This window comes from Butyrivibrio sp. AE3009, from assembly GCF_000420845.1.
GTDB lineage: Bacteria > Bacillota > Clostridia > Lachnospirales > Lachnospiraceae > Butyrivibrio.
On the sequence record NZ_ATVS01000044.1, the window covers coordinates 1 to 25,559 of the forward strand.

Annotated in this window: 21 protein-coding genes, 2 tRNA genes, 1 rRNA gene and 1 riboswitch; of the genes, 1 reads left to right on the top strand and 23 read right to left on the bottom strand. The window is 46.1% G+C overall.

All coding sequences use genetic code 11. The features are described from left to right. From G588_RS0115975 to G588_RS0116035, 12 genes are all read right to left on the bottom strand, one after another. Nucleotides 1–143, bottom strand: a 16S ribosomal RNA gene (locus G588_RS0115975); the annotation flags it as partial. Nucleotides 144–312: 169 nt separating this feature from the next. Continuing rightward, nucleotides 313–401 (bottom strand) — tRNA-Ser (locus G588_RS0115980). Nucleotides 402–459: 58 nt separating this feature from the next. After that, nucleotides 460–545, bottom strand: a tRNA-Ser gene (locus G588_RS0115985). Between the two features lie 144 nt (nucleotides 546–689). Beyond that, a complete protein-coding gene (locus G588_RS20720; protein WP_081644388.1) occupies nucleotides 690–1,193 on the bottom strand; it encodes an acyltransferase in 504 nt (167 codons plus the stop codon). 37 nt (nucleotides 1,194–1,230) lie between these two features. Beyond that, nucleotides 1,231–2,331 carry a glycosyltransferase family 4 protein gene (locus G588_RS0116000; RefSeq protein ID WP_022779721.1) on the bottom strand — a complete coding sequence of 367 codons (1,101 nt, stop codon included), beginning with the start codon at nucleotides 2,329–2,331 and terminating at the stop codon, nucleotides 1,231–1,233. A gap of 16 nt (nucleotides 2,332–2,347) precedes the next feature. Next, nucleotides 2,348–3,055: a 2-C-methyl-D-erythritol 4-phosphate cytidylyltransferase gene (ispD, locus tag G588_RS0116005; RefSeq protein WP_022779722.1), complete on the bottom strand. Its 708-nt coding sequence runs from the start codon at nucleotides 3,053–3,055 to the stop codon at nucleotides 2,348–2,350. Between the two features lie 38 nt (nucleotides 3,056–3,093). Next, nucleotides 3,094–4,197, bottom strand: a complete 1,104-nt coding sequence (gene tsaD, locus G588_RS0116010; RefSeq protein WP_051139963.1) for a tRNA (adenosine(37)-N6)-threonylcarbamoyltransferase complex transferase subunit TsaD — start codon at nucleotides 4,195–4,197, stop codon at nucleotides 3,094–3,096. Nucleotides 4,198–4,265: 68 nt separating this feature from the next. Further along, complete coding sequence (locus tag G588_RS0116015; RefSeq protein ID WP_022779724.1) at nucleotides 4,266–4,850, bottom strand: DUF6715 family protein; 585 nt, start codon at nucleotides 4,848–4,850, stop codon at nucleotides 4,266–4,268. A 39-nt stretch (nucleotides 4,851–4,889) separates the two neighbouring features. Continuing rightward, nucleotides 4,890–5,813, bottom strand: coding sequence for a ribonuclease Z (locus G588_RS0116020; RefSeq protein WP_022779725.1), 924 nt, complete (start codon nucleotides 5,811–5,813; stop codon nucleotides 4,890–4,892). A 7-nt stretch (nucleotides 5,814–5,820) separates the two neighbouring features. Continuing rightward, nucleotides 5,821–7,035: a bifunctional tRNA (adenosine(37)-N6)-threonylcarbamoyltransferase complex dimerization subunit type 1 TsaB/ribosomal protein alanine acetyltransferase RimI gene (locus G588_RS0116025; RefSeq protein ID WP_022779726.1), complete on the bottom strand. Its 1,215-nt coding sequence runs from the start codon at nucleotides 7,033–7,035 to the stop codon at nucleotides 5,821–5,823. 27 nt (nucleotides 7,036–7,062) lie between these two features. After that, entirely contained in the window at nucleotides 7,063–7,500 is a 438-nt protein-coding gene (gene tsaE / locus G588_RS0116030; RefSeq protein WP_022779727.1) for a tRNA (adenosine(37)-N6)-threonylcarbamoyltransferase complex ATPase subunit type 1 TsaE, read from the bottom strand. 912 nt (nucleotides 7,501–8,412) lie between these two features. Next, nucleotides 8,413–9,207, bottom strand: a complete 795-nt coding sequence (locus G588_RS0116035) for an ECF transporter S component (protein ID WP_022779728.1) — start codon at nucleotides 9,205–9,207, stop codon at nucleotides 8,413–8,415. A gap of 115 nt (nucleotides 9,208–9,322) precedes the next feature. Further along, a riboswitch (FMN riboswitch) is annotated at nucleotides 9,323–9,440 on the bottom strand. 119 nt (nucleotides 9,441–9,559) lie between these two features. Between G588_RS0116035 and G588_RS0116040 the strand changes: the two genes are divergently transcribed. Further along, nucleotides 9,560–10,645: an HD-GYP domain-containing protein gene (locus G588_RS0116040; protein WP_022779729.1), complete on the top strand. Its 1,086-nt coding sequence runs from the start codon at nucleotides 9,560–9,562 to the stop codon at nucleotides 10,643–10,645. Between the two features lie 68 nt (nucleotides 10,646–10,713). Here the strand turns inward: G588_RS0116040 and G588_RS0116045 are convergent, their stop codons facing one another. The 11 genes from G588_RS0116045 to G588_RS0116095 all read right to left on the bottom strand — a co-directional run bounded on the left by G588_RS0116045 (nucleotide 10,714) and on the right by G588_RS0116095 (nucleotide 25,411). Next, entirely contained in the window at nucleotides 10,714–12,006 is a 1,293-nt protein-coding gene (locus G588_RS0116045) for a UDP-N-acetylglucosamine 1-carboxyvinyltransferase (protein ID WP_022779730.1), read from the bottom strand. A gap of 147 nt (nucleotides 12,007–12,153) precedes the next feature. Beyond that, complete coding sequence (locus G588_RS0116050; RefSeq protein ID WP_022779731.1) at nucleotides 12,154–13,743, bottom strand: peptidoglycan DD-metalloendopeptidase family protein; 1,590 nt, start codon at nucleotides 13,741–13,743, stop codon at nucleotides 12,154–12,156. A gap of 30 nt (nucleotides 13,744–13,773) precedes the next feature. After that, the gene (locus G588_RS0116055) at nucleotides 13,774–14,313 is read right to left on the bottom strand and encodes a hypothetical protein (RefSeq protein WP_022779732.1); all 540 of its coding nucleotides are present in this window, start codon (nucleotides 14,311–14,313) and stop codon (nucleotides 13,774–13,776) included. A 271-nt stretch (nucleotides 14,314–14,584) separates the two neighbouring features. Next, nucleotides 14,585–15,241 carry a GTP pyrophosphokinase gene (locus tag G588_RS0116060; RefSeq protein ID WP_022779733.1) on the bottom strand — a complete coding sequence of 219 codons (657 nt, stop codon included), beginning with the start codon at nucleotides 15,239–15,241 and terminating at the stop codon, nucleotides 14,585–14,587. Between the two features lie 10 nt (nucleotides 15,242–15,251). After that, on the bottom strand, nucleotides 15,252–16,184 hold the full coding sequence (locus tag G588_RS0116065; RefSeq protein WP_022779734.1) for a glycosyltransferase family 2 protein: 933 nt from the start codon (nucleotides 16,182–16,184) through the stop codon (nucleotides 15,252–15,254). Between the two features lie 64 nt (nucleotides 16,185–16,248). After that, nucleotides 16,249–17,589 carry an LCP family protein gene (locus G588_RS0116070; protein WP_022779735.1) on the bottom strand — a complete coding sequence of 447 codons (1,341 nt, stop codon included), beginning with the start codon at nucleotides 17,587–17,589 and terminating at the stop codon, nucleotides 16,249–16,251. Between the two features lie 135 nt (nucleotides 17,590–17,724). Then, entirely contained in the window at nucleotides 17,725–19,131 is a 1,407-nt protein-coding gene (locus G588_RS0116075; protein ID WP_022779736.1) for an undecaprenyl-phosphate glucose phosphotransferase, read from the bottom strand. Continuing rightward, a complete protein-coding gene (locus G588_RS0116080) occupies nucleotides 19,132–20,097 on the bottom strand; it encodes a glycosyltransferase family 2 protein (RefSeq protein ID WP_022779737.1) in 966 nt (321 codons plus the stop codon). It lies immediately after the preceding gene. 2 nt (nucleotides 20,098–20,099) lie between these two features. Beyond that, a complete protein-coding gene (locus G588_RS21835) occupies nucleotides 20,100–21,500 on the bottom strand; it encodes a glycosyltransferase family 2 protein (RefSeq protein ID WP_026668846.1) in 1,401 nt (466 codons plus the stop codon). 48 nt (nucleotides 21,501–21,548) lie between these two features. Continuing rightward, nucleotides 21,549–23,291, bottom strand: coding sequence for a phospho-sugar mutase (locus tag G588_RS0116090; RefSeq protein ID WP_022779738.1), 1,743 nt, complete (start codon nucleotides 23,289–23,291; stop codon nucleotides 21,549–21,551). Nucleotides 23,292–23,353: 62 nt separating this feature from the next. After that, nucleotides 23,354–25,411, bottom strand: a complete 2,058-nt coding sequence (locus tag G588_RS0116095; RefSeq protein ID WP_022779739.1) for a glycosyltransferase family 2 protein — start codon at nucleotides 25,409–25,411, stop codon at nucleotides 23,354–23,356. Nucleotides 25,412–25,559 lie beyond the last annotated feature (148 nt).

Below are 25,559 nucleotides of genomic sequence, written 5' to 3' on the forward strand. Positions count from 1 at the left end.
TGCCCACGCGTTACTCACCCGTCCGCCACTAACTTAAAACAAGAATCCGCCGAAGCCTCATCAGCGTCTTAAGTCCGTTCGACTTGCATGTGTTAGGCACGCCGCCAGCGTTCATCCTGAGCCAGGATCGAACTCTCACGTTTAAATGTTTTGTTCAATCCGGCCAGAACTAAAAGCTTGGCTTTAATGTTCTGTCCGTTATTACTTTTGGTTTGTTAATTCTGAATAATTCTCTTGGAATTTTTCAGGGTTGCATTACTGTTTATTTGTCAAGGTACTTTAATTATGACCTTACTGTTTACGCAAGGTAAACGCAGAAGGAGGGATTTGAACCCTCGCGCCGCTATTAACGACCTGCACCCTTTCCAGGGGTGTCTCTTCAACCACTTGAGTACTTCTGCAAAATAGTTGATTCAATATAAATATTATATTGTTTGTAGCAGCGTGTTCATAATTAAGCGGAGCGAAAGGGATTCGAACCCTTGTGGCGTTGCCGCCAAACGGTTTTCAAGACCGCCTCGTTATGACCGCTTCGATATCGCTCCGAGTTGTCTTATTCAATATTCAAAATAAGAACTATTGCTTGTTGTGAACGTTTGTGGCGCTCACCGCAGCGCAAGATATATATTAACAAAGCCGCCATAACATGTCAAGCATGTTTTTCAACTTTTTTTAAAAAAATAATATTTTCATCTTTTTTGAACGATTTTTGATTTAGGTTCGATGTTGCCTTTTATGACGCAACCCGCACCAATAACGGCGTTGTCGCCAATCGTGGTCCCCCTTAGGATTGTCACATTTGCTCCCACCCAAACATTGTTTCCGATGACAACTTTTTCGGTAATGAAGTCTGAATCCATTGCTTTTTTATAATCATGATCATGATCCACTATGACCAGATTATTACCAAATTTGCATCCGTTACCGATCTTGATGCTCTCAAGAGCAGTGACGCAGCAGCCTGTATTAAAGAAACAATGATCGCCTATCTCAAGCTTGCCGTTATTGGCAACCAGGTAGAGATTACCTCTGTTCTGGTTATATGCCCCAAGCTTAATGGATCCTTTACCGTATATTTCCGTATGAAGATGGTCAAAGGTCTGGATCCATCCCGCCGAAAACCGCCCGGCATATCTGATCTTTCTTCCGAGTATTCCAAATAGGTTTTTTAAGTAAATAATTGGTGACCGCATTTCCCCCGCCTTCACTTTACATTTGTTTATACGATGATCATCTTCGCTGTGTCAAAATTTCTTCATAAACTTTTTCAAGCTTAGCCAAATGAGCGTCAAATCCAAACTCTTCGGCCGCAATTCTGTGACTTTCAGCTGATAAAGCCTTGTAGTCGGTCTCATTATCCAGGATTCTGCAGATTCCGTCAGATAGTTTGTCACAGTCTCCGGGTTCTACAATGAAGCCGCTCTCCCCACTTACGATAAGTTGAGGAATTCCTCCGACATTAGTTGAAACCACAGGAAGTCCGTAGGCCATCGCATCAAGAATAGCCATGGGAAGCCCCTCCTGATAAGAAGGAAGCAAAAAGAGTGAGGACTCCTTAAGGAGCTTGTCCTTCTCTCCGCCTCGAACCCAGCCCGGAAAACGGCAGTTCTTCATAAGTCCCGCCTGTTCCAGGGAGCCTTTTATCGCAGTTTCATCTTCCTTAGAACCGCTGCCGGCAAAAACAAATACCGCATCAGGGAATCTCTCCGTCACACGAGAAACGATGCCCGTAAAATCATAACCGCCTTTGCGATGTCCAAGTTCTCCAAGAAACAATATCTGTCTCGCTGCAAAACGTGCATCAAGAAATCCTGCAACTTCACTCTGAGGCCTTGGTTTACAGTAATTGTTAATAACTCTTAACTTGTCCTTTGGTAAAAAAGCACTGAGCCTTTCCTTCCATTCCTCGGAAAGAACGATCACCATGGAAAAGCGGCTGAAAACCGTCTTGATCCTGGCCTTCTTTTTATCAGATGCCCTCACATAAAAAGTCTCGAAGTCGGCTCCGTGGCAGTGATCCAGGATGGGAATCCCTCTTTTGCCTGCCATGTGGATAAAGGGCTGCATCCTGTAGAAGCTTCCTCCGAAAGATGAATGAATATGCACAAGTTCCGGTTTGAAATCTCTTAAGACCTTGCTGAATTCAATGTATGCCCTAAGGGCCTTGAGTATCATTTTTAACTTGGATGCATCACAATAGGATTCAACATAGCGAATATCGTAATCTGTCTCTATTCTGCTGCCGTAGTAGCCGTTTGTAACGGCCGCGATCCCGCCCTTAACATCCCTCTGCTGGACGATCATGCAGACTCTGCGTTTTTCTTTTTCCATATCCTGCCCCAAAGTATCAAATAGTTCTTAGTATGGCTTCGGCTGCCGGAATATCCTCCGGAGTCGTTATCTTAATATTATTGTAGGAGCCTTCCACGAGCTTGACCTTTTTGTCGGTAAAATACTCCACTACCATGGCATCGTCGGTGATGTTAATGCCCTTGGACATCAGCTCGCCCTCTTCTCTGTCGAGCCTTCTGTACAGATCAAGTATCAGTCCAAAGGAAAAGGTCTGAGGTGTCTGGATCATCCAGGTCTTGCTGCGATCGGGTGTAGACTGGGCAAATCCCTTGTCATCGGCAAGTTTGATGGTGTCTTTAACAGGCATGCCGACCACACAGGCTCCGTATTCCTTAACCGCATGAAGGGACCTGGTTATGATATCTCTGTTAACAAAAGGTCTTGCTCCGTCGTGGATAAAAGCGTAGTCGCAGGAAGGATCTGCTGCTTCAAGTCCGAGGCGGACGCTGTGATACCTGTAGAGTCCTCCCTCAACAATAGCAGTAACCTTGTCAAAGCCATATTTTTCCACTATTTCCTTACGTACATAGTCGATGTCTCCCCTGGATACCACGAGAACAATATCGTCGATCATGCTCTCTTCAAAGGCCTTGAGAGAATAGTATATAAGCGGTTTACCGCCGATCTCCATGTACTGCTTTTTAACATCTGAATTCATTCTGCTGCCGCTTCCGGCTGCAAGCACTATGGCTACTGTCTTCATGTAGCTCCTCCCGATAGCATTATTGGTGCACGAATAAGTCAGTTCTTGTTGGCGTGATATCTGCGCTCCCTGTCTCCCAGAGGAAGATTGGGAACGGCGTTCATATCAAGTCCGAATCTGACACCTTTTTCATATTCAAAATAAGCTGCAGCGCCTATCATGGCTGCATTGTCGGTACAAAGAACAGGCGAAGGTCTGTAGAAGCTTATGCCGTTTGCCGCACACTCTTTTTCCAGAAGTTCTCTGAGCGCTGTGTTGGAGGCGACTCCTCCGGCGATGGCGAGCTTGTTGTAGCCGTATTCTTTGCAGGCAAGGATGGCGTGTCCCGCAAGGACTTCCACAACTGCCTTCTGGAAGGACGCCGCAACATCGGACTGGTTCAGCTCCTGTCCCTGCATCTTAGCCTGGTTTATATAATTAAGTACTGAGGACTTAAGTCCGCTAAAAGAGAAATCGTACTGCGCATCGCCAATCTTGGCCTGAGGGAAGGTGAAAGCATCGGGGTTACCCTCTCTGGCTGCCTTGTCAATCTTGGGGCCTCCGGGGTATCCAAGTCCGATGGCTCTGGCCACTTTGTCAAAAGCTTCTCCTGCCGCATCGTCTCTGGTCTGGCCTATGATCTCGTATTCGCCGTAGTCTTTAACCACCACGAGATGAGAGTGACCGCCGGATACCACAAGGCATACGAAGGGAGGCTCCAGGTCTTTGTTCTCGATAAAGTTGGCGCTGATATGTCCCTCGATATGGTGGACTCCGATAAGTGGTTTGTTCTTGGCAAAAGCGATGGCTTTGGCGGCGGATACTCCAACGAGAAGGGCGCCTACAAGACCGGGGCCATAGGTCACGGCAACTGCATCGATATCATCAAGGGTAATCCCAGCTTCTGAAAGGGCGGCTCTGATGCAGCCGTTCATTTTCTCTACATGCTTCCTGGATGCGATCTCGGGAACAACGCCGCCGTAAATGGTGTGTAGTGCAATCTGGGAAGAGATAATATTGGACATAACTTCCCTTCCGTTTCTGACAACTGCTGCAGCGGTCTCATCGCAGGAGCTTTCAATGGCGAGGATTGTCACATCCCCGCCTTTATTAGCTTGATTAGTATTCTCTTTGTCAGCGTTCTCCTTGTCTTTGATGGACATGAAGATAACGCCGTCATCTTCTATATTCTTATTGATTTCCATATATTCACCGTTATAATTTTATAATCTTAGAAAGCGGACTCATCCTCCAGGATGTTCCAGCCGAGTATCTTCCACTTGCCCTGGTCGTCCTGCCTCATTATGAATTCGTAGTAAGTGGCGGAGCTGACAGTGCCGTGTCTCAAGGAAAAGAGGCATTTGACGGTGCACATTTTTTTGCCATCCACGGTGACAACTTCGGGTTCTTTGCTCTGAACAACATAGGCGGGGATTGAATAATCCTCATCCTTCTTGCCCTTAATCTCATCTCTCATGGACTTATAGAAATTGCTCTGGGCTGCCAGAAGCTCGTCGTCCATGATTCCCGCCAGCACATCCAGCATCTTGGTCTGCTGTTCATCGGAGTATTTCTCCTTGTACAGAACCTTCATTGTTCTGGCGTAGAGGTCCACAACCTTGCGGGCATCCGCAGGATAATTCTTATCAAGGTTGGTGGTGGTTATCTCGTCCACCACCGTCAGGTCATAGACCTCTTCTCCTCCGCTCTTTTTCCCCCTGTTAAGCAGAAGATACACTCCCAGAATGATAATTGCTCCGAGAGCAACCAGTACGATTGACTTGACAACTGCAGAACTAACACTGTTTTTTTCCATGTCCCCTCATTTCTGAGCTGTGGGCCCCACTGCCTCACATCACTCTTCTTCAAATCTAAGTTCTACGCTGCGTCCGTCCTTGGCCGCCTTGGAAGCGGGAAAAATCTTCTTGACCTCGGGCATGAACTCCGAAGGGTTCACCAGAGAAGGGCTGTAATGAGTAAGCCACATCTCCTTAACCTCGGCGTCCTTGGCCATCTTCGCCGCTTCATAAAAGGTCATATGCTTATATTCTTTTGCTTTCTTGATCTTATCGGGCTCGCCGTACATTCCTTCGCAGATAAAAAGATCCGAATCCTTGGCGTTTCGTACTATGCTGTCGGTGGGTCTGCTGTCGGTGGTGTAGGTGAGCTTGATGCCTTTTCTCTCTTGTCCCAGAACCATATCGGGAGTATAGGTGATGCCCTCAGGGGTAGTTACAGTTTCCCCCTTCTGAAGAGGATTCCAGTATCTCTTGTCGATTCCGGCGCTCTGGGCTGCCTCCACATCGAACTTGCCCTGCCTTCTAAGGCTCATGGAATAGCCGTAGCAGGTGATGTTGTGATTAACCTTAAAAGCACTTATGGTAAAACCGGGCATTCCCTCCGTTTCAAAGGACATTTCATCCTCGGTGATCTCCTTGAATCTGATCTCAAAGGGAAGCTCGGGAGCAATGACTCTGAGCGAATTAACGACTCTTTCAAGTCCCTTGGGGCCCACCATAAGAAGGGGCTCCGTCCTCTCGGCATTGCCCATGGTAAGGAGCATTCCGGGAAGACCGCTGATATGGTCTGCGTGATAATGGGTAAAACAGATAATATCTATGGGTTTGGCACTAAGTCCCTTTTTCTTCATTGCGATCTGGGTGGCCTCGCCGCAGTCTATCAGCACGCATTTTCCGTTGTATCTCACAAACAAAGCAGTGAGAAATCGGTTCGGAAGAGGCATCATTCCGCCTGTTCCGAGAAGACAAACATCTATCATATATTTCTTAATTCCTTTTCCAATAAATTACAGCATCATCCTTGGGTTCGTCGTAGAAGCCGGGACGAACACCCTCACTGACAAATCCAAGCTTCTCATAGAGCCTGATGGCGGCAGCGTTGGCCTTTCTTACTTCCAGTGTATAATTCTCTATTCCAAGGCCCCTGCCCCTTTCAAGGAGCTGCTTGACCATCTTGTAGCCAACGCCTTCCTTCCTGCAGTCGCCTGCAACAGAAACATTGGTGACTTCTCCGTCTCCTGAGACGTTCTGAACTCCGCAGAGCCCCACGATTCTTCCGGCCTTCTCGGCAACGAGATAAATCGTGTCATCTCTTGTCATTGCATCCAGGAGCTGTTTGCGGTTCCAGGCTTCTTTGCCAAGGTTGAGTTTCTCCAGCGCAGCTGCGTCGTCGATGTCCTCAGCGGTCATCTGCCTTACGCGAATGATGCCGGGAGTCTTGATGTCGGACTTCCTGTTGTCCTTCTTGTGGTCAGCGCCTTCCTTGGCTTCTCTCTCTGCCTGAGAGAGTCTCAGATAATCAGGAGCAAACTCATCAGCTGAAACCAGGATGCCTTCCTCTGCCATCTTTGCTCCGAGAGCCGCAAGGGCTGACGCACTCTGCCTGTTCTGGTGGAGAGGCGCAATTGAATAGGGCACCTTGAGATTTTTTTCCAAAAGATCATGATAAACGGGAACGCCGTCTCCAAGGAGGATCACAGCCTTCCCAAGAGTGTTGATCTCGTTAATGATGTCGTCAAGAGAAACGGCGTACTGGCCATGAATTATCTGCATGTCGAAGGTGCGCTCCATGCTCTTACCCTCAGGCATCTTGGGCACGAAGGTGTAGAGGCCGGTGTAGACCTGGTTCCTTCTGGCATCCATCATGGGGCAGATGACCTTCTCATTGCCGTAGAGGTTGTAGGCGATGCCGTCCACGGTGGGCACGGGAATAATAGGCTTATCCAGTGCAAGAGCAAGTCCCTTGGCAGTGGCGGCGCCTATCCTAAGGCCAGTAAAGGATCCTGGGCCCTTGGCCACAGCTATGGCGTCGATGGAAGAAAGGTCCAGATGAACCTTCCTGCACATGTCGTCCAGCATGGGCATAAGAATCTCGGAATGTGTTGTCTTATATTGAATTGAAAACTGGGCCAGGAGCATATCGCCGTCGGCAATGGCAACGGCGCCCACAAGGCCTGATGTATCGATTGCAAGTATCTTCATATTCTATGAAAAATGTCCTTTTCCTAATTACTTCTTGATCATGGTTATGAGTCTGTAATCAAAGCCCTTCTCAAGGTTCTTCTCTATAACGATCTCTGTGTAGTGCTCGGGAAGAAGCTCCTCGATGAGGTTGGCCCACTCAACGATGCACAGACCATCCCCGTAAAAATAGTCCTCATAGCCGATCTCGTCCATCTCGCTGATGTCGCCGATGCGATAGACGTCAAAATGGTAAAAGGGGATGCGGCCCTGATCGTACACCTGAATTATGGTGAAGGTGGGGCTGCTGACGGGGCCGTCAATTCCAAGGCCTCTGGCTATGCCCTGGGTAAAAACAGTCTTGCCGACGCCAAGGTCACCGACGAGGGTGAAGAGCTGGCCCGGCTGGGCGGTCTCACCGATTCTTTGGCCGATGGCGAAGGTTTCGTCGGGGCTGAATGACTCATGCTTGGTTACAATCTCCATACTAAACTCCTAATTAAAACTATAATTACTTGTAGTATACCATAAAAATGGGTTTGGTAGCATCCACCTGTGGTTATGGCTTCACGGACGCTGGTTTATTGGAATGGGGCGTGATTTTCGGGGCGGGGACAGTTCAGAGGACAAGGTCTGCAAAAATACTTGTTTTCGTGCGCCTCCTGATTCTCTAAGACTCGATGTCAAAGGAATGACTCGTACTCATGCCTATTCGTGAACAGTCGTCATTCCTTTGCCCTCTCGTCTTGATAATCATGTCGTCGTACAAGAACTGCGCATTTTTTCAGCCCTTGCCCCCTGAACTGTCCCCGCCCCGAAAATCACTTGGATTCTGAAGGCCTCACCGCTGTGCGTGAATGCCTTATCCACCGGTGAATCTGCTACCAATAAATTTTGATGGTAATACTTTGCAAGTGAATTATAGTTAGTAGGCAACCGCAATCGCAAAACCAGCCAAAGGCAGGTTACCGGCTTCGCCGGGAAGCGGCAAATTGCACCGCTGTGCAATTTGCCGCTTGATTTGGGATTGTTGTTTTTGTTACGAAGGGTGATGGTAGAAGGATAGGAAATAAGGAATTAACTATTTGTGGTGGTAGACAAAAACAGCTCCGGCTCTGCCTTGGGTGGATGTCAGTTAAGTAGTCCATTACATAGCGAAAGCACCGGAAAAACGCGCAGTTCTTGTACGACGACATGATTTTCAAGTCGAAAGGTTGAAGGAATGACGACTGTCCACGAATAGGTATGAGTAGGAGTCATTCCTTCGACATCGAGACTTAGAAAATCACGAGGCGAACGAAAACAAGTGTTTTTACGATGCTTTTGATGTGTAATGGACGGCCTGCAGGAAATACACACAAGGCAGAGCCGGAGCGTTATGGAAACCTATAATTATATTTAGCCTTCTACCTCAGCTTCGGTTTTGTGGATTTTGCGGGAGACTGAGGTTTTGTCAGCCTTGAGTATGGGACTAAGCTGCTTATACACCAAAAATGTAATAATACTGTCCGCAATACCCTTCAACAGATTGAACGGTGCAACACAAAGCGCACAGAATGTAAACAGATTGGTAACCGCAGGATTGATAGCTGTTCCCATCTCTATAAATGCATCAACTCCGCTACCGAACATTACCGCATAGGCAGGTAACAGGAAGAAGGCATTGAGAACTGCGCCAACAAAGGCTATGCATACAGTTCCGGCAAGGCAGCTGATAAGTGCTGTCTTTCTGCTCTTTTTGAATCTGTAGATGACGGTTGCTGGAACAACGAAGGCAGCTCCAACTACGAAATTGGCGATCTCTCCGACGAATCCGGAGGTTGTTCCCTGTATAAGAATGTTGAGCATAACCTTCACAAACTCGATCATCACAGCAACCATGGGACCGCAGGCAAAGCCGCCGATAAGGGCCGGAATGTCGCTGAAATCAAATTTGTAGAAGGAAGGTGCAAAGAACAGCGGGAACTCAAAAAACATGAGCACAAAGGAAATTGCTGAAAATACACCGATAATGGCGATCTTCCTTATGCTGAACATAGCCTCAGCTCTTCCGTCTCTCTTAAGCTCTTCCTTTCTTGCAAGCTTCTCTACAATAAAGGTAAAGAAGAAAGCTGCCATGACCAAAAGAACCAGCGCAACAAAATGCTCCCAGTTCTGTGCTACGGTTGTAAGTAAATTCTGTTTTTCACTCATTTAATTTTCCTCTTTTCTCATCGGGTAATGTTGTTAGAAAATTGAGATAAAGAAAAATAAAAAAGCTCCAAGTCACTACATAGACCTGGGGCTGCCACAAGAATAAGAACTATTGTGCATTCTTCTCTCATCCAGACTATACTGTCGGTTTTGGAATCACACCAAATCAGCCGCCTAAGCGGGTCGCGGACTATACCGCCGGTTGGGAATCACACCCTGCCCCGAAGAATTATTATATGCATATACTAGCACAAATACCGAATTTGACAAGTACCTTACGTAAATTTATAATCAAATTATCTGTAATATTGATATAGTGACCTACTTTCGCAATTTCATTTATGAGGTTAAGATGAAGAGAGTTGTGACAAGGAAGCTGACACCGGGAATGGTGCTGGCCAATGATGTCTATACCTATGATTCATATATAAAACTTCTGGATAAAGGTATGGTTCTTGAGGATAAGGACATCGCAAGACTTGCCTTTTATTCTATTATTGATGTCCTGGTGGAAGATGACCCTGTTGAGGTGGTTGAGCCGAATATTCCCACGGCCTCGGGTCTATCCTATTCCGAGAGGCTTAAAGAATCCAAAGAGTTTAAGGAGTTTCGTGCGGACTTTGAGGAATGTGCCTCAAGATTCGAGCATGCGATCAATGACCTTATCAATAACGATTCCAATTTTAATTTAGACAATATGATGTCCCCTATTTATGGGCTTCTGAAAAAAGGGCGAACTGCCACAAACATTTTTGACATGCTGCATAATCTTCGCATGTACGATGATGCCACCTATACCCACTGCATCAACGTGGCTCTTATAACCAATATTCTTGGACAGTGGCTGAAATGGGATGACGAGGAACTGGAGATAGCCACCCAGGCGGGGCTGTTCCACGATATCGGCAAGCTCATGATTCCCGACACCATCATCACCAAGCCCGGCAAGCTTACCAGCGATGAATACTCAATTGTCCAGACTCATCCTCAGAGAGGCTATGAGATACTAAGGCCCATAAACATCAGCACTCATGTTAAAAATGCAGCTCTCATGCATCACGAAAGATGCGATGGCACCGGTTATCCGCTTAAGATAAAGGGACCGCAGATTGACAGATTTGCCAAGGCTGTGGCCATAGCTGATGTATATGATGCCATGACCAGTGCCCGCCACTACAGAGGTCCCATGTGTCCCTTCATTGCCATTTCAATGTTTGAGGATGAGGGGCTTCACAAATATGACGCAGAGATAATCATGGTATTCCTTCAGAACATCGTTAACACCTATCTGCTGAATACTGTAAGGCTAAATACCGGAGAAATAGGCGAGATCATTTTTATCAACAAAACTCATTTATCAAGGCCCACCATAAAGGTCGGCGAGGATTACATCGATCTGAGCAAATGCCCCGGTGTTTATATCCAGGAAATAATATGATCCAAATCGCAAAACAAATACATACATAAACCGATACATAAAAAAAACATGCATAAGTGGTAATCCACTTATGCATGTTTCATTTTAAACTTGGTTATCTCTCTGTCGGAATCAACCTTCTCAATCTGGGCTCCAAGCTCTCTTAGCTTGGCATCAAAGTCCTCATAGCCTCTCTCAATATACTTAATGTCTTCGACGGTTGAATATCCTTCTGCTGTAAGAGCCGCAATAACAAGCGCTGCGCCTGCTCTCAAGTCGGGAGCTGATATCACTGCTCCTGTATATTTGTCCACACCCTCAACAATAGCGGTGCTTCCCTCAACCTTGATGTTGGCTCCCATTCTGGTGAGCTCATCAACATATTTGAATCTGTTCTCGAAAATGCTCTCGGTAACAATGCTGATACCACTGGCAAGTCCCAGCGCAACGGTGATCTGGGGCTGCATATCCGTAGGATATCCGGGATACGGAAGAGTCTTCACATGAGTATTCTGAAGTCTCTTGGTAGCTACAACTCTTACAGCGTCGTCAGATTCATGTATCTGGCATCCCATCTCTATGAGCTTGGCACTTATGGACTCCAAGTGCTTGGGAATAACATTCTTGACTGTGATATCACCCTTGGTGGCAGCTGCTGCCATCATGAAAGTTCCGGCCTCGATCTGATCGGGTATAATGGTATATTCTGTGCCGTGAAGTCTCTCAACTCCGCGAATCCTGATAACATCAGTACCTGCGCCCTTGATGTCAGCTCCCATACTGTTAAGGAAGTTGGCAAAATCAACTACATGGGGCTCCTTGGCTGCATTCTCGATAATAGTCTTACCGGATGCCATTGCCGCAGCCATCATAATATTGATGGTAGCACCAACGCTGACAACATCAAGATAAATGTGGCTTCCAACCAGGGTGTCTGCTTTAGCTTCTATTATTCCGTGTCCGATATTGACCTTGGCTCCAAGAGCGGTAAATCCCTTGATATGCTGGTCGATAGGGCGAAGGCCTATGCTACAGCCTCCGGGAAGAACAACTCCGCCTTGCTTGTATTTGCCGAGCAGGGCTCCAAGGAAATAATAGGAACCTCTGATCTTCTTCATGTCATCGTTGTCAAAAATATAATCACGTATCTGTGAGGCATTGATCTTAACCGCATGTCTGCCGATTCTCTCAACGAAGGCTCCTGAGCTCTTCATTGCCTGAAGCATGGCATTGGTATCAGATCCATCATGCATATTGTCTATATACACGGTTTCGTCTGTCATGATAGAAGCCGCAAGAATAGCCAGTGCTGCGTTCTTGGCACCGCCGATCTCAACCTCTCCTACCAGAGGGATTCCGCCTTTTATAACATATTTTTCCATAAGAATCCTCTTAGCATAATGCACAAAAGCTTTTGTGCCGAATGCATATAAATTCCACTCAATAATTGTCAAAATTTCATAATCAGACAAAATATATTTATATCACATTTATGTACCAGTGTCAAAACAGACACTGAAGAAATTCTGTTAATTCAAGTAATTAAGCGGATTAACCTGAGATCCGTTAATTAGAATCTCAAAGTGAAGATGAGGTCCTGTGGATACACCGGTATTACCGGAAAGGGCGATCTTCTGTCCCTGCGATACAGACTGGCCTACGGATACAAGTACCTTGGACAGGTGTCCGTACCTGGTCTCCCTGCCGTCCGCATGCTTGATGTATACGCAATAACCATAGCCGCTTCCCCATCCTGCTCTTGTAACGCGGCCTGAAGAAGAAGCCACAACGGCAGTTCCCACAGGTGTAGCCCAGTCAACGCCCTTATGATAGGTGCTGGCTCCACGGGTAGGTGCATTTCTTCTTCCGAAGTGAGAAGTAAGTCGTCCGCCGGAAATAGGCTTGATGTAGGTAGGAGGCACAATGGTTCCTCTCTCCACAATCTTGGGAACAGCCTGATAGGTAATCTCTTCCTTCTCAATCTCCCTGCTGTTCTCGGCAGTGTCGGTATAGCTGATAAGTGCCACAACCTTTCTGTGACCGGCTGATGGCTCCTGGATAACCTTGGTCTGTGTGGTGTACCAGGAATTATTGTCAACGTACTGTACTTCCGCCTCGTAGTCCTCTTCGTAGTATTCCTGAATAGTATATACCACTGAAAGTTCAGGCTCGGGTACGGTTACGATAATTTCATCCTCAGGTCTGATCCTGGTGAACTCATCCTCAAGGGATTCGTTCATGGCAATAAGATCAGCCACGGTAAGGTCATACTGTACTGCGATGCTGCTGAGGGTATCGCCTGACTTAACCTCATAGATCTGATTGGTCTCTTTGTCCTTGGTGACATCATCAATAGCAGTGGACAGATCTGTGAGTTCTTCATTTGGAAGATAACTCTCCACGATCTCAACCTTGTCGCCAAAGTCTATGCTGACAAGTCCCAGCTCATAATCAGAGAAATCTCTGTCATAAGCGATAGGGGTTGCCTCATTTACAATATCGGATACGGTCTGGAAAAAGCCGGCTTCAGGCATACTGGTCTGGGCTATTTCCTCTTCCTTTTTGACCTCTTCCCTGCTCAGCACCTTGGGAGTAAGTACATTAACCTCTCTCGACTCGTCCAGCTCCAAAGATACTTCGTACTTATTCTCGGTATCATATGTAGCCAAAGCAGTGTTAAGAAGCTGCATTACTTCGTTAATACTGGCCAGATTGACTGAAAACTCATTTATCTTGATGGAATAGGCTCTGTTCAGAGTGCTCTTCTTGTTGGCATTGATAACGGCAACCATCTGCTTTGCCACATCTGCGGTGGAATCTACTTCAGCCCAGAGAACATTGCTTCCCTGGATACTGAGATCTGAGGCTGCGAGAGTAAGCTCATCGCTTCCCTTTGCAATCTGTCTTCTGGCACTTCTGAAGGCATCGTAGGCATCATTTTTGGATGCCACAACACCAACAACCTGATTGTTAAGTCTCACAGTAAAAATGTTATTGCCGCCCTTTTCAAACTTAACAAAGCTTGGCATAAACAAAATCCACAATGTGATAACCACCAAAGCAGAATGCAAAAACCATATCTTTATCTTTTTGTGAAACATTGTGTTGCTTGAATTCATACTAGGATATCTTTCTATAGTTCGTTTTTGTTAAATTATGCCGAAAAGTCTCAGCAAATTGATGACAAGATCAGCTCCTGCCACCAAAAGGGTGATGATAAGTACCGGAAGAACTGCTGTGTTCTTGGTCTCAACCCCGATCTGGATCGACTCAAGACGTCTTGCGACCTCCTTGAACTCATCCTTATTCTTCTCCTGATTCTTCTCAACAACTGCCTGAACGTTTCTGTATACCTGAACGCCGACATCGTGAATCCGGGTCTCATTGGCCTCGAGCAGCTCCTGATGTTCCTTGTAATCGGCCCTGAGCTCCTCAAGACTCTCTTTATATGCCTTGGCATCTGAGATCATCTCATTAAGATGCTGCTTGTATTCCTCTGCTGTAAGTTTGAAGTCCTCTGCGTTCTGCTTGAAATTATCGGCATTGGCACGAAGCTCCTCCATAAGAGCCTTGTAGTGCTCTGCCTCAAGTCTGATTCTCTCGGCTTCCTTGGCCTCAGCCTGTGAATTAGCCCTTATGATATCCTGAGCACCGATCTTTTCCGCAATCTTATTCATAAAGTTATCCACGTCATTCCCTCCCCAACCGTTCTTTTTTGCAACTTCAACTATAGTATCATACATTTATTATTAATTATTAACAAGATTGTTTTGGCAAAAACGAGTTTATTGGGCAATTTTACCCTTTGTTCATTTTTTGTTCATAATTTATTCATAATTGCCTTGTATATTATAAACATAGCCGATGGCAAACGGCTTCCAAACAACGAAAGATAGATTTTTTCATAATAGGGTAGGCGCGGAAACGTGTCTACCCACTCCTCATTTTATGAGGAGTTTTTTATTTTTTTCCATCTTCTATGGCCAGAATCTCTTCATTAAGTGACAACATTCTGGCATCAAGATCAGCCACCATCTTGGCACATTCGTGAAGCTCTGAATTAATATGATTGGGAGCCTTACCCTCAAATTTGTACTGAATCTTGTGCTCCAATGAAGCCCAGAAATCCATGGCAACGGTTCTTATCTGTATCTCAACCTTAACATTGACGATTCTGTCTGATAAGTACACCGGAAGAGAAACTATCATGTGATAACTTCTGTAACCGCTCTTCTTGGGATTCATAATGTAGTCCTTGACGGTAAGAACCTGAATATCCTTCTGGTTACTTATCATCTCGGCTATTCTGTAAATATCAGAAGTAAAGGAACAGATGATACGAATGCCTGCGATGTCGTTGATATAGCGGACCATATTCTCGATGGTTGATTCGTATCCGTTTCTTTTGAGTTTCTTGACTATACTCTCGGGAGTCTTAACCCTTGCCTTAACGTGCTCGATGGGGTTGTATCTGTGAACCTCCTGAAACTCCTCGTTAAGGATCTCTATTTTGGTTGTAATCTGCTTGAGCGCAGAGTTGTACATAAGACTAACTTCTTCCCAGGAATGGATATCCTCTGAGATTTTGATATTGTATGATGCAAGATCAAGTTCCATTTTTTCCCCTTTAATTCCGGAAATAATCCTTGTTCATGGCACAGGCGATAACCAGTGCCTTAGGCAGTTTCTTGTAATTTCTGCCAAGCTTGTACCCCATAAACCTGGCACCACACATGATAATGTAGTGAGGTATCAGATAGGCCTTGCCAATATGTTTAAAATGCTGAACAGTCTGTTTCACCATCTTCTTGCCTTCAGCTTCCGAACTGATCATGCCAAAGATCTCGGGATGATCGGTCTGTGAAACTCCAAGGTCAAAATTTCTGTGGAACTGCTGAGATACGCTGTAATTGTGGGAATGAATAACTCCCGCTTCAGGTACGTAGCAGATCGCATATCCCTTCTGACAGGCATTACCGGCATAGACCATATCCTCGTTAAAAATGGTTTTGTGAGTAAAACCACCAATTACATTATAAACGTCGCGCCTGTACATTGCACATACATTTGAGCAAAAATAGGTCTTGATTCCAAGTCTTCCCACATCTGCCTGGGTCTTCTTCATAGCCTCATTGGGATAGTTGAACTTCCTGGAATATCTCTCTGCAAGATTGCAGTCGCTCTTGGGATACTGCCTTGCATATGCAGCTGCCACATCGCTATCCAGGGCCTTGGCAAGACTTGAGATAAGCATCTTGTCCCTGGGAAAGGCATCCTGTGTCATCATAAGGAAATAATCCGCATCAGACAGGGCAACGCCCCTATTTCTGGTCTCTCCGTGATCAAACTCGGCCTTGGAGACATGCTCCACTATAATATTGTCATATTTGTCCAGAGGATTCTCTGAGCTGTCTGTAACAAGCTCATCCCAGTATTTGCGCTCAGTATTCATGATGATAATATGACCCGGGCGCACAGACTGGCTCTGAAGATCATCGATAAGTCTGAAAAGAGATATATCAGGCTTGTAGGTTGGAATAATTACGTCAACTGTATACATATAACCTCAACTCATAAAAAGAAAAAGGGGTTGGCCCTCACAAGGCCCGGCCCCTTTAACATAATCAGTTCAAATACGGATCTGTGTCTGACTTGATCTTGTCGCTGTACTTCTGAACATCAGGTGATACAGTGTACTCGGAATCGTCAAACAAGAACTCATGAAGCCATTTAACATTGGAGGAAAGATCTGAAGGAATTACGCAGCTTCCCTTTTTACCGATGGTACCGGTGGCTCTCATGCTCTCCTCAGGGAATCCGTTATTGTCTACAACCTCGTAGTTGGCAATATTCTTGAGAAGTGCAAGGATCTCGGTAAGATCCAGTGATGTATAGGTCTCGTTAAAGGTCTTGTTGGCTACATCCTCAAGCTGTGAGAAGCTCATGCCCTTGGCCTTATCAAGACAGGCCATAAGTACTGTTCTCTGTCTCTCAGCACGTCTGAAATCATCACCTGCGGTATAACGGATACGGCAGTAAGCTGTAGCCTGAAGTCCGTTAAGGGTCTGAAGTCCTGCGCTGTTAACAGGTGTGTACTTAAGTCCCAGCTCTGAAGCCATTGTGGACTGATAGTTGTTAAGATGAGGAATCTCTGCGTCAGTAACCTCTATAGGCACACCGCCGAGGGCATCAACAACATCTGTAAGTCCTCTGAAACCGATGGTAATGAAATTCTTGATATCCATATCAAGATTCATGTTAAGCATTGAAATAGCCTGCTCAGGACCGCCCTCTGCATAGGCTGCGTTACACTTGGTGTAAGAGTCATTGCTAAGGTTCAGGTAAGTATCACGGTAAACGGAACACAGCTTGATCTGTCCGTTCTCATTGTTGATGGATGCAATAATAATTGTATCTGATCTTGTATTCTTGGTAAGCTCTCCGTCACGGGCATCAACACCGAAAAGTGCGATATTGGTGTATCCTGACATCTGCTCATTCTCAGCAACTGTCTCGTTGATACTCTGGCTGATCACCTCTTCGTCCATGTTAACCTTACCAACTTTGGTAACGTCAACCTTGAAGAACAGTGTATATGCTACAAGTACAAGAATACATGCGATAAGGATCTCTCCTACCAGAAGTGCTATTGCCTTGGTCTGGTTCTTTTTCTTCTTGGAAGGTCTTCTTCCTGACTGTGAAGGTCTTCCAGAACTCTTCCTTGCTGCCCCGGATCTTCCTGAGCCGTTCCTGGATGCTCCGTTACTCCTGGAAGCAGGTCTTGAACCCTGGCTCCTGCCGGATGAGGATGTTCTGCGGGTTCCCTGGGAAGATGCTCCCTGTGAGGATTTCTTTCTTACCGGTCTGTCCTCATAATCATCATAATCATCATATCTGTCATCTCGAGGCGGTCTTCTGTCGTTTCTGTCTTCTCTGTCATAATACTCGTCATCACGATTAGACATGTCAATTCTCCTTTTTCCCAATAAAACTTTTATGTGTAAAAGCAAAAACGCATACACTTGTATATTTTGCCACAAACAAAAGAAATATACAAGTATATGCGAAGCGCCAGCAAACATGCGGCTTGACGGCCACAATTAATATGCGTTTTTATTAAAGAGTCCGTACCTTAAAGTACCAAGAATTATCTTGAAATCGAAGGTCATGGTCCAATTCTCGATATAGTAAATATCGTAGTCGATTCTCTTTCTGATGGAGGTGTCACCTCTGTAGCCGTTGATCTGGGCCCAGCCCGTAAGTCCGGGTCTTACCTGGTGTTTAACCATATATCTTGGGATCTGCTCCTTGAACTTCTCAACGAACTGAGGTCTCTCGGGTCTTGGTCCCACAAGGCTCATCTGTCCGATGAAAATGTTAAAGAGCTGAGGAAGCTCATCGATACTGTATTTTCTAAGGAAGGCACCAACGCCTGTAACTCTGGGATCTCCCTTGGTGGTCCAGCCTTTTTTCTCCTCATCCTCAGTCTGAACCTTCATGGATCTGAATTTGTACATCATGAAGGGCTGTCCGCCCAGGCCGATCCTCTCCTGCTGATAAATAATCGGTCCCTTGCTGCTAAGCTTGACAGCTATGGCTGCGGCTATCATGATCGGTGATGTGAGCACTATTCCCACCAGTGAACCTACTATATCAACAAATCTCTTGGCCATCTTGTTAAAAGAGTTGGTAAGAGGAACATATCTGATATTGATGACGGGAAGTCCCTGAACATCTTCAGTATAGGGGTTACTTGGAAACAGCGAAGTATAATCAGGAATGAACTTGGTGTGAACACCGGACTTCTCACACTGGGCAACCAGTTCCTCCAGCCTGTCGTAGTCATCCAGAGGAAGGGTGATGGTGATCTCGTCGTAGTTACTGTTGGTAAGGTGGTCCTGAAGCTGATCTGTCTTACCCACAACCTTGATGCCGTGGTAGCTGGTTCCTATGGGAACGAAATCATCCAGAACGCCTGCTATATCGTAGCCCCACTGTGGATTCTCAAGTATCCTGCTGATATAAGCCTCTGCAGCCCTTGAATATCCCACCAGAAGAATGTGCTTGATGTTATAGCCTTTTTTCCTGATATACCTAAGGAACTTACGAAGAAGCCCATGGGCAAGGGTTGTCAGTGCAATGTTCAGTACAAAGAATATACCAAGCATGGTTCGGGAAAAATGCTCCTGTTTAAGCATATACAAAAGAACCAGGAAGCCGATGATTCCCATCACATTGGCCTGAACAATATCCACGAACTCATTCCAGAGTCTCAGAGCTCTCCTTGAGGTGTAGAGCTGAACCATGTAGTACAGAAAAAGATATGAGGGCACAAGATAATAAAGCGCAGAAAAATAGGTGGACATAGAAAGCACACCGCCGGGGTTCTTGTCCCTGAAAATAGATTCAAATTTAAGATAATAGGACAACATATAAGAACCGGCTATGATAAGCCCGTCCACCACAACATGTGCCCTATTAAGATGTGTCTGGTTATCTTTTATCATTTAAACAATACCAATTCTTCTTAGGCAGTTAAGCCACAGCTCAAGCTGCAGTTTAAGGCTGTTTAAGGCCTGCTTTCCTCTGAAAGGCACTCTTTTGCCATGGCCCTTGAATATCTTGGAAAAGCCGCTAAGAAGGCCCTTTATATGGGCTTTCCCCAACCCCTTTTTCACATAAAAAACATGCTTGATAATAATCCCTGTTATTATCAGCGGAAGATTAATCAAAACCTGTAAAAAAGGCATATTTTTATATATTAAGTATAAATTATTGGCTGCGGTAAGTTCAACCTTAAATGCATTGTGCCTTGATCCGCTGCTGCCGCTTCCTGCGTGATAGACTACCGCTGAGGGTTCCATCAGGTTCCTGTAGCCGTAGAGTCTTGCCCTGTAGCCAAGGTCCACATCCTCAAGATAGCAGAAATGCGCCTCATCGAAAAGTCCTACTTCCTCCAGCATGGACTTTCTGTAAATGGCGGCCCCGGCGCAGGAAGACGTTATATAAGTGCGTTTCCTGTATCTGCCTGAATCCTTGTCCTTGGAGGGTGCAAATGCCCAACCAAGAGCGCAGTAATAATCTCCTGCATCATCCACAAGATCCGGTGCTTTAAGCTGCAGCATCTTGGCCTGAGCGCTAAAAAGCGATCTGTTCTTGTCCATAACTCGAACAAGGGCCTCGATGGCTCTCTCGTCGCAGACAGTATCATTGTTCAGAAGGAAAACATACTCCGAGTCAGCGGCTCTGATACCGACATTAACCGCATTGGCAAAGCCCGTATTGTCCCCAAGTTCTATGAGACGTACCTCCGGGTGATTCTTCTTAACATAGGAAACACTGCTGTCCCCTGAACCGTTATCCACTATGATAACACAAAAATCTGTGTATGTTTGTTTTTTAAGGCTCCTAAGACAATCAGGAAGAAACCCTGCCCCATTGTAATTAGGAATTATCACGGTTACCTTATTCATTCTCAAACCCTTTTGACAACCTTGGGATCCCAGAGGATCCTGAAGCCTTTCTTTCGCACTTCCTCGCAGAACCTAAGGCTCATCTCCATCAGAACTTCATCTGTCATGGCCTCGAAATAGCTGTCGTTTACTCCGGCGGCAAAAAAGCTGTCAGAATAGGAAGTCTTGGTTATATCCTCAAATATTGGAATAAACTCGGGTCTTATGCTGATGCATCTGATATCAACGGCAGCGCAGTCCTGCTGCAGAACAGCCCTGTGCTGAGGGCCTCCGGAAAAGCCTTCCGGGAGTCTGTCGTATACACGGCTTCCATCCTTTTTGTAGATGCCTCCGCAGATTCTTCCCTTTTTATCAAGAAGTTTGCCGCCTATGCAGCCCACATCTTTCCTGGAATTAAAAAAATCTTCTGTATAATTGATCCTGTAAAAGCCAAGATGCTGCAGGGATTCCACATCCGCAGCGATATTGTTTTTGGTACAGAAGTCCAAAAGTGCGTTTTTGCCCGCCTCATAGGCATAGGTCTTGCTGGCGGGATTGGCCGCCGTGGATCCTCTGTGGCATCTCCAGTGATAGAGGACCTTGGCTATATGAACGATCTGATTGCCGGCTGCGGGCATTGTAAGCGCCGCCTCGCCGCAGGCCCTAAGGAACAGATCATAGTCCTGGGCTCCGTCATACTTGTCCCTGAGCTTGAGCCTTCTTATCACATCGGCTCTCATCACCGTGAAATGGCAGATATAATTATTGGACATTAGATAGTCCATATTAAAAGGGGGCTTAATATGGGGTTCATAGTAAACACCCTTGTTGTCGTCGTATTTATCCTCATCGGAATATATGAGTCTTAAGGGGCAGTCGCTGTATCTGGCCAGTTTGTTGGTCTTCATGCTCTTTCTTATGACCTTGGACACCTCATAGAGGGCATCGGGGGTAAGAAGATCGTCGTGGTCCAAAAGACCTATGTAATCGCCCTGGGCTTTCTCAAGTCCCGCATTGGTATTACCTGATATTCCTCTGTTGACTCCCAGGTGATAATACCTGATCCTGGGATCCTTGTCAGCATATTCCTGAGCTATATCGGAACTACTCATGGATGCATCGGCAAGCACCAGCTCCCAATTGCCGTAGGTCTGACCGATAACAGACTCAATCATCTCCTTGAGATATTTCTCGGGAGTGTTAAAAAGAGGAACCACAATGCTGAATCTTACACAGTTCCCGGCCTGCATCAGCAGTTTGTACTCCTGCCTCTGTTCCTCAAGAACATCTTTTCCCAGCGGCTGATATTTGTATTTATCTCTGAAATTATCTGAAACTCTCTCAAAGGCAGCAAAAAATGCGGCCTTAGCACCATTGCGTTTAGCATATGCTATTGTTTTTGAGACCGCATTTTTTATACCCATTTATTAGTATTTCTCCGATTTATTATTTTTGATCAATGAGCTCTGTAATCAGCCTTCAACTACAGCCTTAACAGCAGCTGTGAGCTCGTCCTGAAGCTTGGCTGCATCCTCAAGTCCTGTTCCCTTAACGCCCATGTAGAACTTGATCTTGGGCTCTGTTCCGGAAGGTCTTGCGCAGCACCATGCGTCATTATCAAGCGCAAAGTACAGAACGTTGGATGTGGGAAGTCCTGTGTCGCCCTCTGCGCCGGTGGCCATGTTAAGAGTCTTGTGAGTCTTGTAATCTCTAAACTCTTCAACCTTCCAGCTTCCGAAGGTCTTGGGAGGATTGCTCCTAAGCTTGTCCATAAGAGCTGCGATCTGCTCAGCGCCCTCTTTGCCCTTCATGGTGATGGAGTACTGGCCTTCCTTGTAGTAGCCGTACTTCTCGTACATATCGATCATGGCATCCCATACGGTCTTGCCCTGTTTCTTATAAAATGCAGCGAGCTCGCAGAGCATCATAACTGCAACAACCGCATCCTTATCTCTTGCATGGGTTCCTGCAAGGCATCCATAGGACTCCTCGAGACCGAATACGTAGTTGTGGGACTGGCCGTTCTGCTCAAAGAGCTTGATCTGCTCTCCGATGTACTTAAAGCCTGTAAGAACTTCGATATAGTGAAGTCCGTACTTCTCGGCAACAGCCTTGGCCATATTGGTGGTAACGATAGTTGTTACGAAAGCAGGGTTAACAGGCATTGTTCCTGTTGCCTCACGCTCTCTTAAGATATAATCACCGATGAGCATTCCGGACATATTTCCTGTGAATGCAACATATTCTCCTGTCTTGGCATCCTTAGCATAGATTCCGAGTCTGTCTGCATCGGGGTCTGTTGCAAGAACGATGTCGGCATCCTTCTCTTTTGCCAGCTTGAGAGCAAGCTCGAAGGCCTTGGGATCCTCAGGATTGGGATATGCAAGGGTTGTGAAATTGGGATCGGGTTTCTCCTGCTCAGGTACTACGAATACATTCTTGAAGCCAAGCTCCTTAAGTACTCTTCTGACAGGAAGGTTACCTGTTCCGTTAAAGGGTGAATAAACGATGGTGAACTTGTCAGCCATCTCGTCGATGACATCCTTGTGGATGATCTGCTTCTTGAGCTCAACCATGTACTTGTCATCAATCTCTTCGCCGAAGGAAACATAGAGTCCCTTGGCAATAGCCTCGTTCTTATCCATTGTAAGAACATCGTGGTAGTCTGTGATCGCAACTACTTCGTCGATGATTCCTGTATCATGAGGAGGTGTAACCTGTGCGCCGTCCTCCCAATATACCTTGTAACCGTTGTACTCAGGCGGATTGTGAGATGCGGTAACCATCACGCCTGCGATGCATCCAAATTCTCTGAGGGCAAAAGAAAGCTCCGGAGTGGGACGAAGGATATCGCTCACATATGCCTTGATGCCGTTGGCTGCGAGGCAAAGCGCCGTCTCATCCGCAAATTCGGGAGAAAATCTTCTGCAATCATAGGAAATTGCAACACCCTTAGTTGCTGCATCAGGTCCGCCGTGCTTCTTGATATAGTTGGCAAGGCCCTGAGTAGCCTTTCTTACTGTGTATTTATTCATTCTGTTGGTACCTGCGCCGATAACTCCGCGAAGTCCGCCCGTACCAAATTCAAGTTCTCTGTAAAATCTGTCTTCCACTTCAGCCTCATCATTTCTGATAGCCAGAAGTTCCTGCTTGGTCTCCTCATCAAAGTATGAGTCATTAAGCCAGTATTCCAATTGTTTCTGTGCGTCGCTCATTCCTGTTCCTCCTCATTAGTTGTAAACCCTGTATTATTTCATATTATATCACAGCAAAACCGTCACTGTGTGCGCAGACTTGAGTATCCTTCCACATTCAGACTGAAATCACTTCGATCCAGTGAGAAATTGGGATTATAGTAGGGATCCCCCTTATCAAGCACAGCCTTCCATTTGGTGCGGAAATGCTCTGATTCCGATTCATAGCGCCTTGCGTTCTCTCCCTCAAGGTCAAGACCTCTTGAAAGTGATTCGTAGTGGAAGAGCTCTGCAAAAGGTGTAAATACGTTGAGATACCCTTTTTCCCTGAGCTTAAGACAAAAGTCCACATCGTTAAGGCTAACTGCGAAGTCCTCGCCAAAGCCGCCGACTTCGTCATATTTGGCTCTGCTTACCATAAGGCATGCGCCGGTAACTGCGCTGACATCCTGTGCATAGCAAAGTCTTCCCATATATCCAAGGTTCATTCCGGCCTGACCGTAGTGTGAATGTCCGGCCGTTCTGTGGGCTCCGAGTTTAAGCACAACTCCTGCGTGCTGAATCTTTCTGTCGGGGAAATAGAGCTTGGCTCCGACAGCTCCCACATCGGATCTCTGAGCATACATCAGAAGCTCTTCCATCCAGTTAACGGTAATAACCTGTGTGTCGTTATTTAAAAGAATGATATACTCGCCGCTTGAATGCTGAACTCCGTAGTTCACAACAGCTGAGTAGTTAAACGCAGGCTTAGTGCCATCAGCGTTAAGGTGCTGGCCGTTCTCGTAATAGTCAACTACTTTGACAATGTCCTTAAGAGAGCCGTTTCTGAGCTCCTCATAATAACCCTTAATCTCTGAGCCCTTGCTGCCGTTCTCAACAACAATGATCTCATAATTGTCATACACTGACTTCTCATATATTGAATCAATGCATCTCTTGAGATCTTCCTTGTGCTCGCAGGTAGGGATAACAATGGAAATCTTGGGCGTTCCCTGTACCTCGTAGGTGATCTTGAATATCGTTTCAAAGGCCCTTGTGCTTGTGATCTTGAAGTGGTCGTAGCCGTGACGTCTTAAGTGATCCGCAACGGCGCCCTTGGCAGCATCAATCGCATAGGGCTTGGCATTGATATCCGAAGCAACAGAGCCCGCATGGGATCTCCAGTAATACAAAAGCTTGGGAACATGAACTATATGCTCTGCCCTGTCCGTAAGTCTGAGGATCATGTCGTGATCCTGGCTTCCGTCAAACTTGGTCCTGAACAGCTCTGTGCCGTCAAGAAGCGTTCTCTTGAATACGCTGAAATGGCAGATATAGTTGTTGGCCCTAAGATTATCTATGGCGTAGTCAGGTTTGAAGTGCATGGTGATCATCTTGTTGATGTCATCGCCCTTGAAGGTAGTCTCGTCGCAGTAGATATAATCTGCCTTCTCTTCATTGATAGCCTTCACATACCAGTAAAGAGCCTCGGGATGAAGAATATCATCATGGTCAAAAAGACCGATGTACTCGCCCTCTGCAAGTTCCAGGCAGTGGTTGGTATTACCTGATATTCCCTCATTCTTTTCAAGCTTCATGTAGGAAATACGGCAACTACCGTCAGGTCTTAGTGCTCTTGAATCTGCCTGATATTCCTTGACAATGGAATATACAAGGCCGATGTGCTCTGCATCTGAACCGTCCGCAAGGCACAGCTGCCAGTTGTTGTAGGTCTGATCGAGGCATGAACTGATCATGTCTCTGAGGAACTTCTCCGGTGTGTTGTACAAAGGAACCAGTATAGAGATCAGAGGTCTGTATTCAAACACTGTCTCCTGCTGCTGTTTCCTGGTGGCCTCATCAGGGAAACTCTCGGTTCCGTAGTGGGTCATTGCCTTTTTCTCGATCTGCTTGTACTTGACCTTGGCGATCACTCCCTTAAGGGATCCCTGGTTCCTGACTCTGTCCCTCTGCCTTATAACCCAGTGCATGGCATTTCTGGCAGGGGTGCTGGCCTTCCAGATGGGATTATTCTTGATCCTGTCCAGCTTGAACTGAAGCTCCTGGTTCTTGTCCTCCAGCTCGGCAATACGCTCCGCAAGGTCGGCGCTCTTTAATTTCTCCCGCTCGTAGGCGGCCTTAAAATCTTTTTCTTCTGACATATTACTTCCTTGTTTGGTTTATTACTATTTCTTTCCTTATGTGTGTTTGGGCTTTGAATGATCTACTATCGTGATGAGAATACGGATCGCTCCGCAAAAAGCGCTCTCGCGATCCTACACACATGCGGAAATCGCCATGCTCGTTGCA

Bases quoted from the DNA above. Each gene is read 5' to 3' on its own strand.
- G588_RS0116075 (WP_022779736.1), bottom strand. From the start codon at position 19,131: ATGATAAAAGATAACCAGACACATCTTAATAGGGCACATGTTGTGGTG.
- tsaE (WP_022779727.1), bottom strand. From the start codon at position 7,500: ATGGAGATTGTAACCAAGCATGAGTCATTCAGCCCCGACGAAACCTTC.
- G588_RS0116000 (WP_022779721.1), bottom strand. From the start codon at position 2,331: ATGGAAAAAGAAAAACGCAGAGTCTGCATGATCGTCCAGCAGAGGGAT.
- ispD (WP_022779722.1), bottom strand. From the start codon at position 3,055: ATGAAGACAGTAGCCATAGTGCTTGCAGCCGGAAGCGGCAGCAGAATG.
- G588_RS21835 (WP_026668846.1), bottom strand. From the start codon at position 21,500: ATGGGTATAAAAAATGCGGTCTCAAAAACAATAGCATATGCTAAACGC.
- G588_RS0116015 (WP_022779724.1), bottom strand. From the start codon at position 4,850: ATGGAAAAAAACAGTGTTAGTTCTGCAGTTGTCAAGTCAATCGTACTG.
- G588_RS0116035 (WP_022779728.1), bottom strand. From the start codon at position 9,207: ATGAGTGAAAAACAGAATTTACTTACAACCGTAGCACAGAACTGGGAG.
- G588_RS0116045 (WP_022779730.1), bottom strand. From the start codon at position 12,006: ATGGAAAAATATGTTATAAAAGGCGGAATCCCTCTGGTAGGAGAGGTT.
- G588_RS0116065 (WP_022779734.1), bottom strand. From the start codon at position 16,184: ATGTATACAGTTGACGTAATTATTCCAACCTACAAGCCTGATATATCT.
- G588_RS0116095 (WP_022779739.1), bottom strand. From the start codon at position 25,411: ATGTCAGAAGAAAAAGATTTTAAGGCCGCCTACGAGCGGGAGAAATTA.
- G588_RS0116070 (WP_022779735.1), bottom strand. From the start codon at position 17,589: ATGTCTAATCGTGATGACGAGTATTATGACAGAGAAGACAGAAACGAC.
- G588_RS0116040 (WP_022779729.1), top strand. From the start codon at position 9,560: ATGAAGAGAGTTGTGACAAGGAAGCTGACACCGGGAATGGTGCTGGCC.
- G588_RS0116025 (WP_022779726.1), bottom strand. From the start codon at position 7,035: ATGAAGATACTTGCAATCGATACATCAGGCCTTGTGGGCGCCGTTGCC.
- G588_RS0116080 (WP_022779737.1), bottom strand. From the start codon at position 20,097: ATGAATAAGGTAACCGTGATAATTCCTAATTACAATGGGGCAGGGTTT.
- G588_RS0116090 (WP_022779738.1), bottom strand. From the start codon at position 23,291: ATGAGCGACGCACAGAAACAATTGGAATACTGGCTTAATGACTCATAC.
- G588_RS0116060 (WP_022779733.1), bottom strand. From the start codon at position 15,241: ATGGAACTTGATCTTGCATCATACAATATCAAAATCTCAGAGGATATC.
- tsaD (WP_051139963.1), bottom strand. From the start codon at position 4,197: ATGTCCATCAAAGACAAGGAGAACGCTGACAAAGAGAATACTAATCAA.
- G588_RS20720 (WP_081644388.1), bottom strand. From the start codon at position 1,193: ATGCGGTCACCAATTATTTACTTAAAAAACCTATTTGGAATACTCGGA.
- G588_RS0116050 (WP_022779731.1), bottom strand. From the start codon at position 13,743: ATGAATTCAAGCAACACAATGTTTCACAAAAAGATAAAGATATGGTTT.
- G588_RS0116020 (WP_022779725.1), bottom strand. From the start codon at position 5,813: ATGATAGATGTTTGTCTTCTCGGAACAGGCGGAATGATGCCTCTTCCG.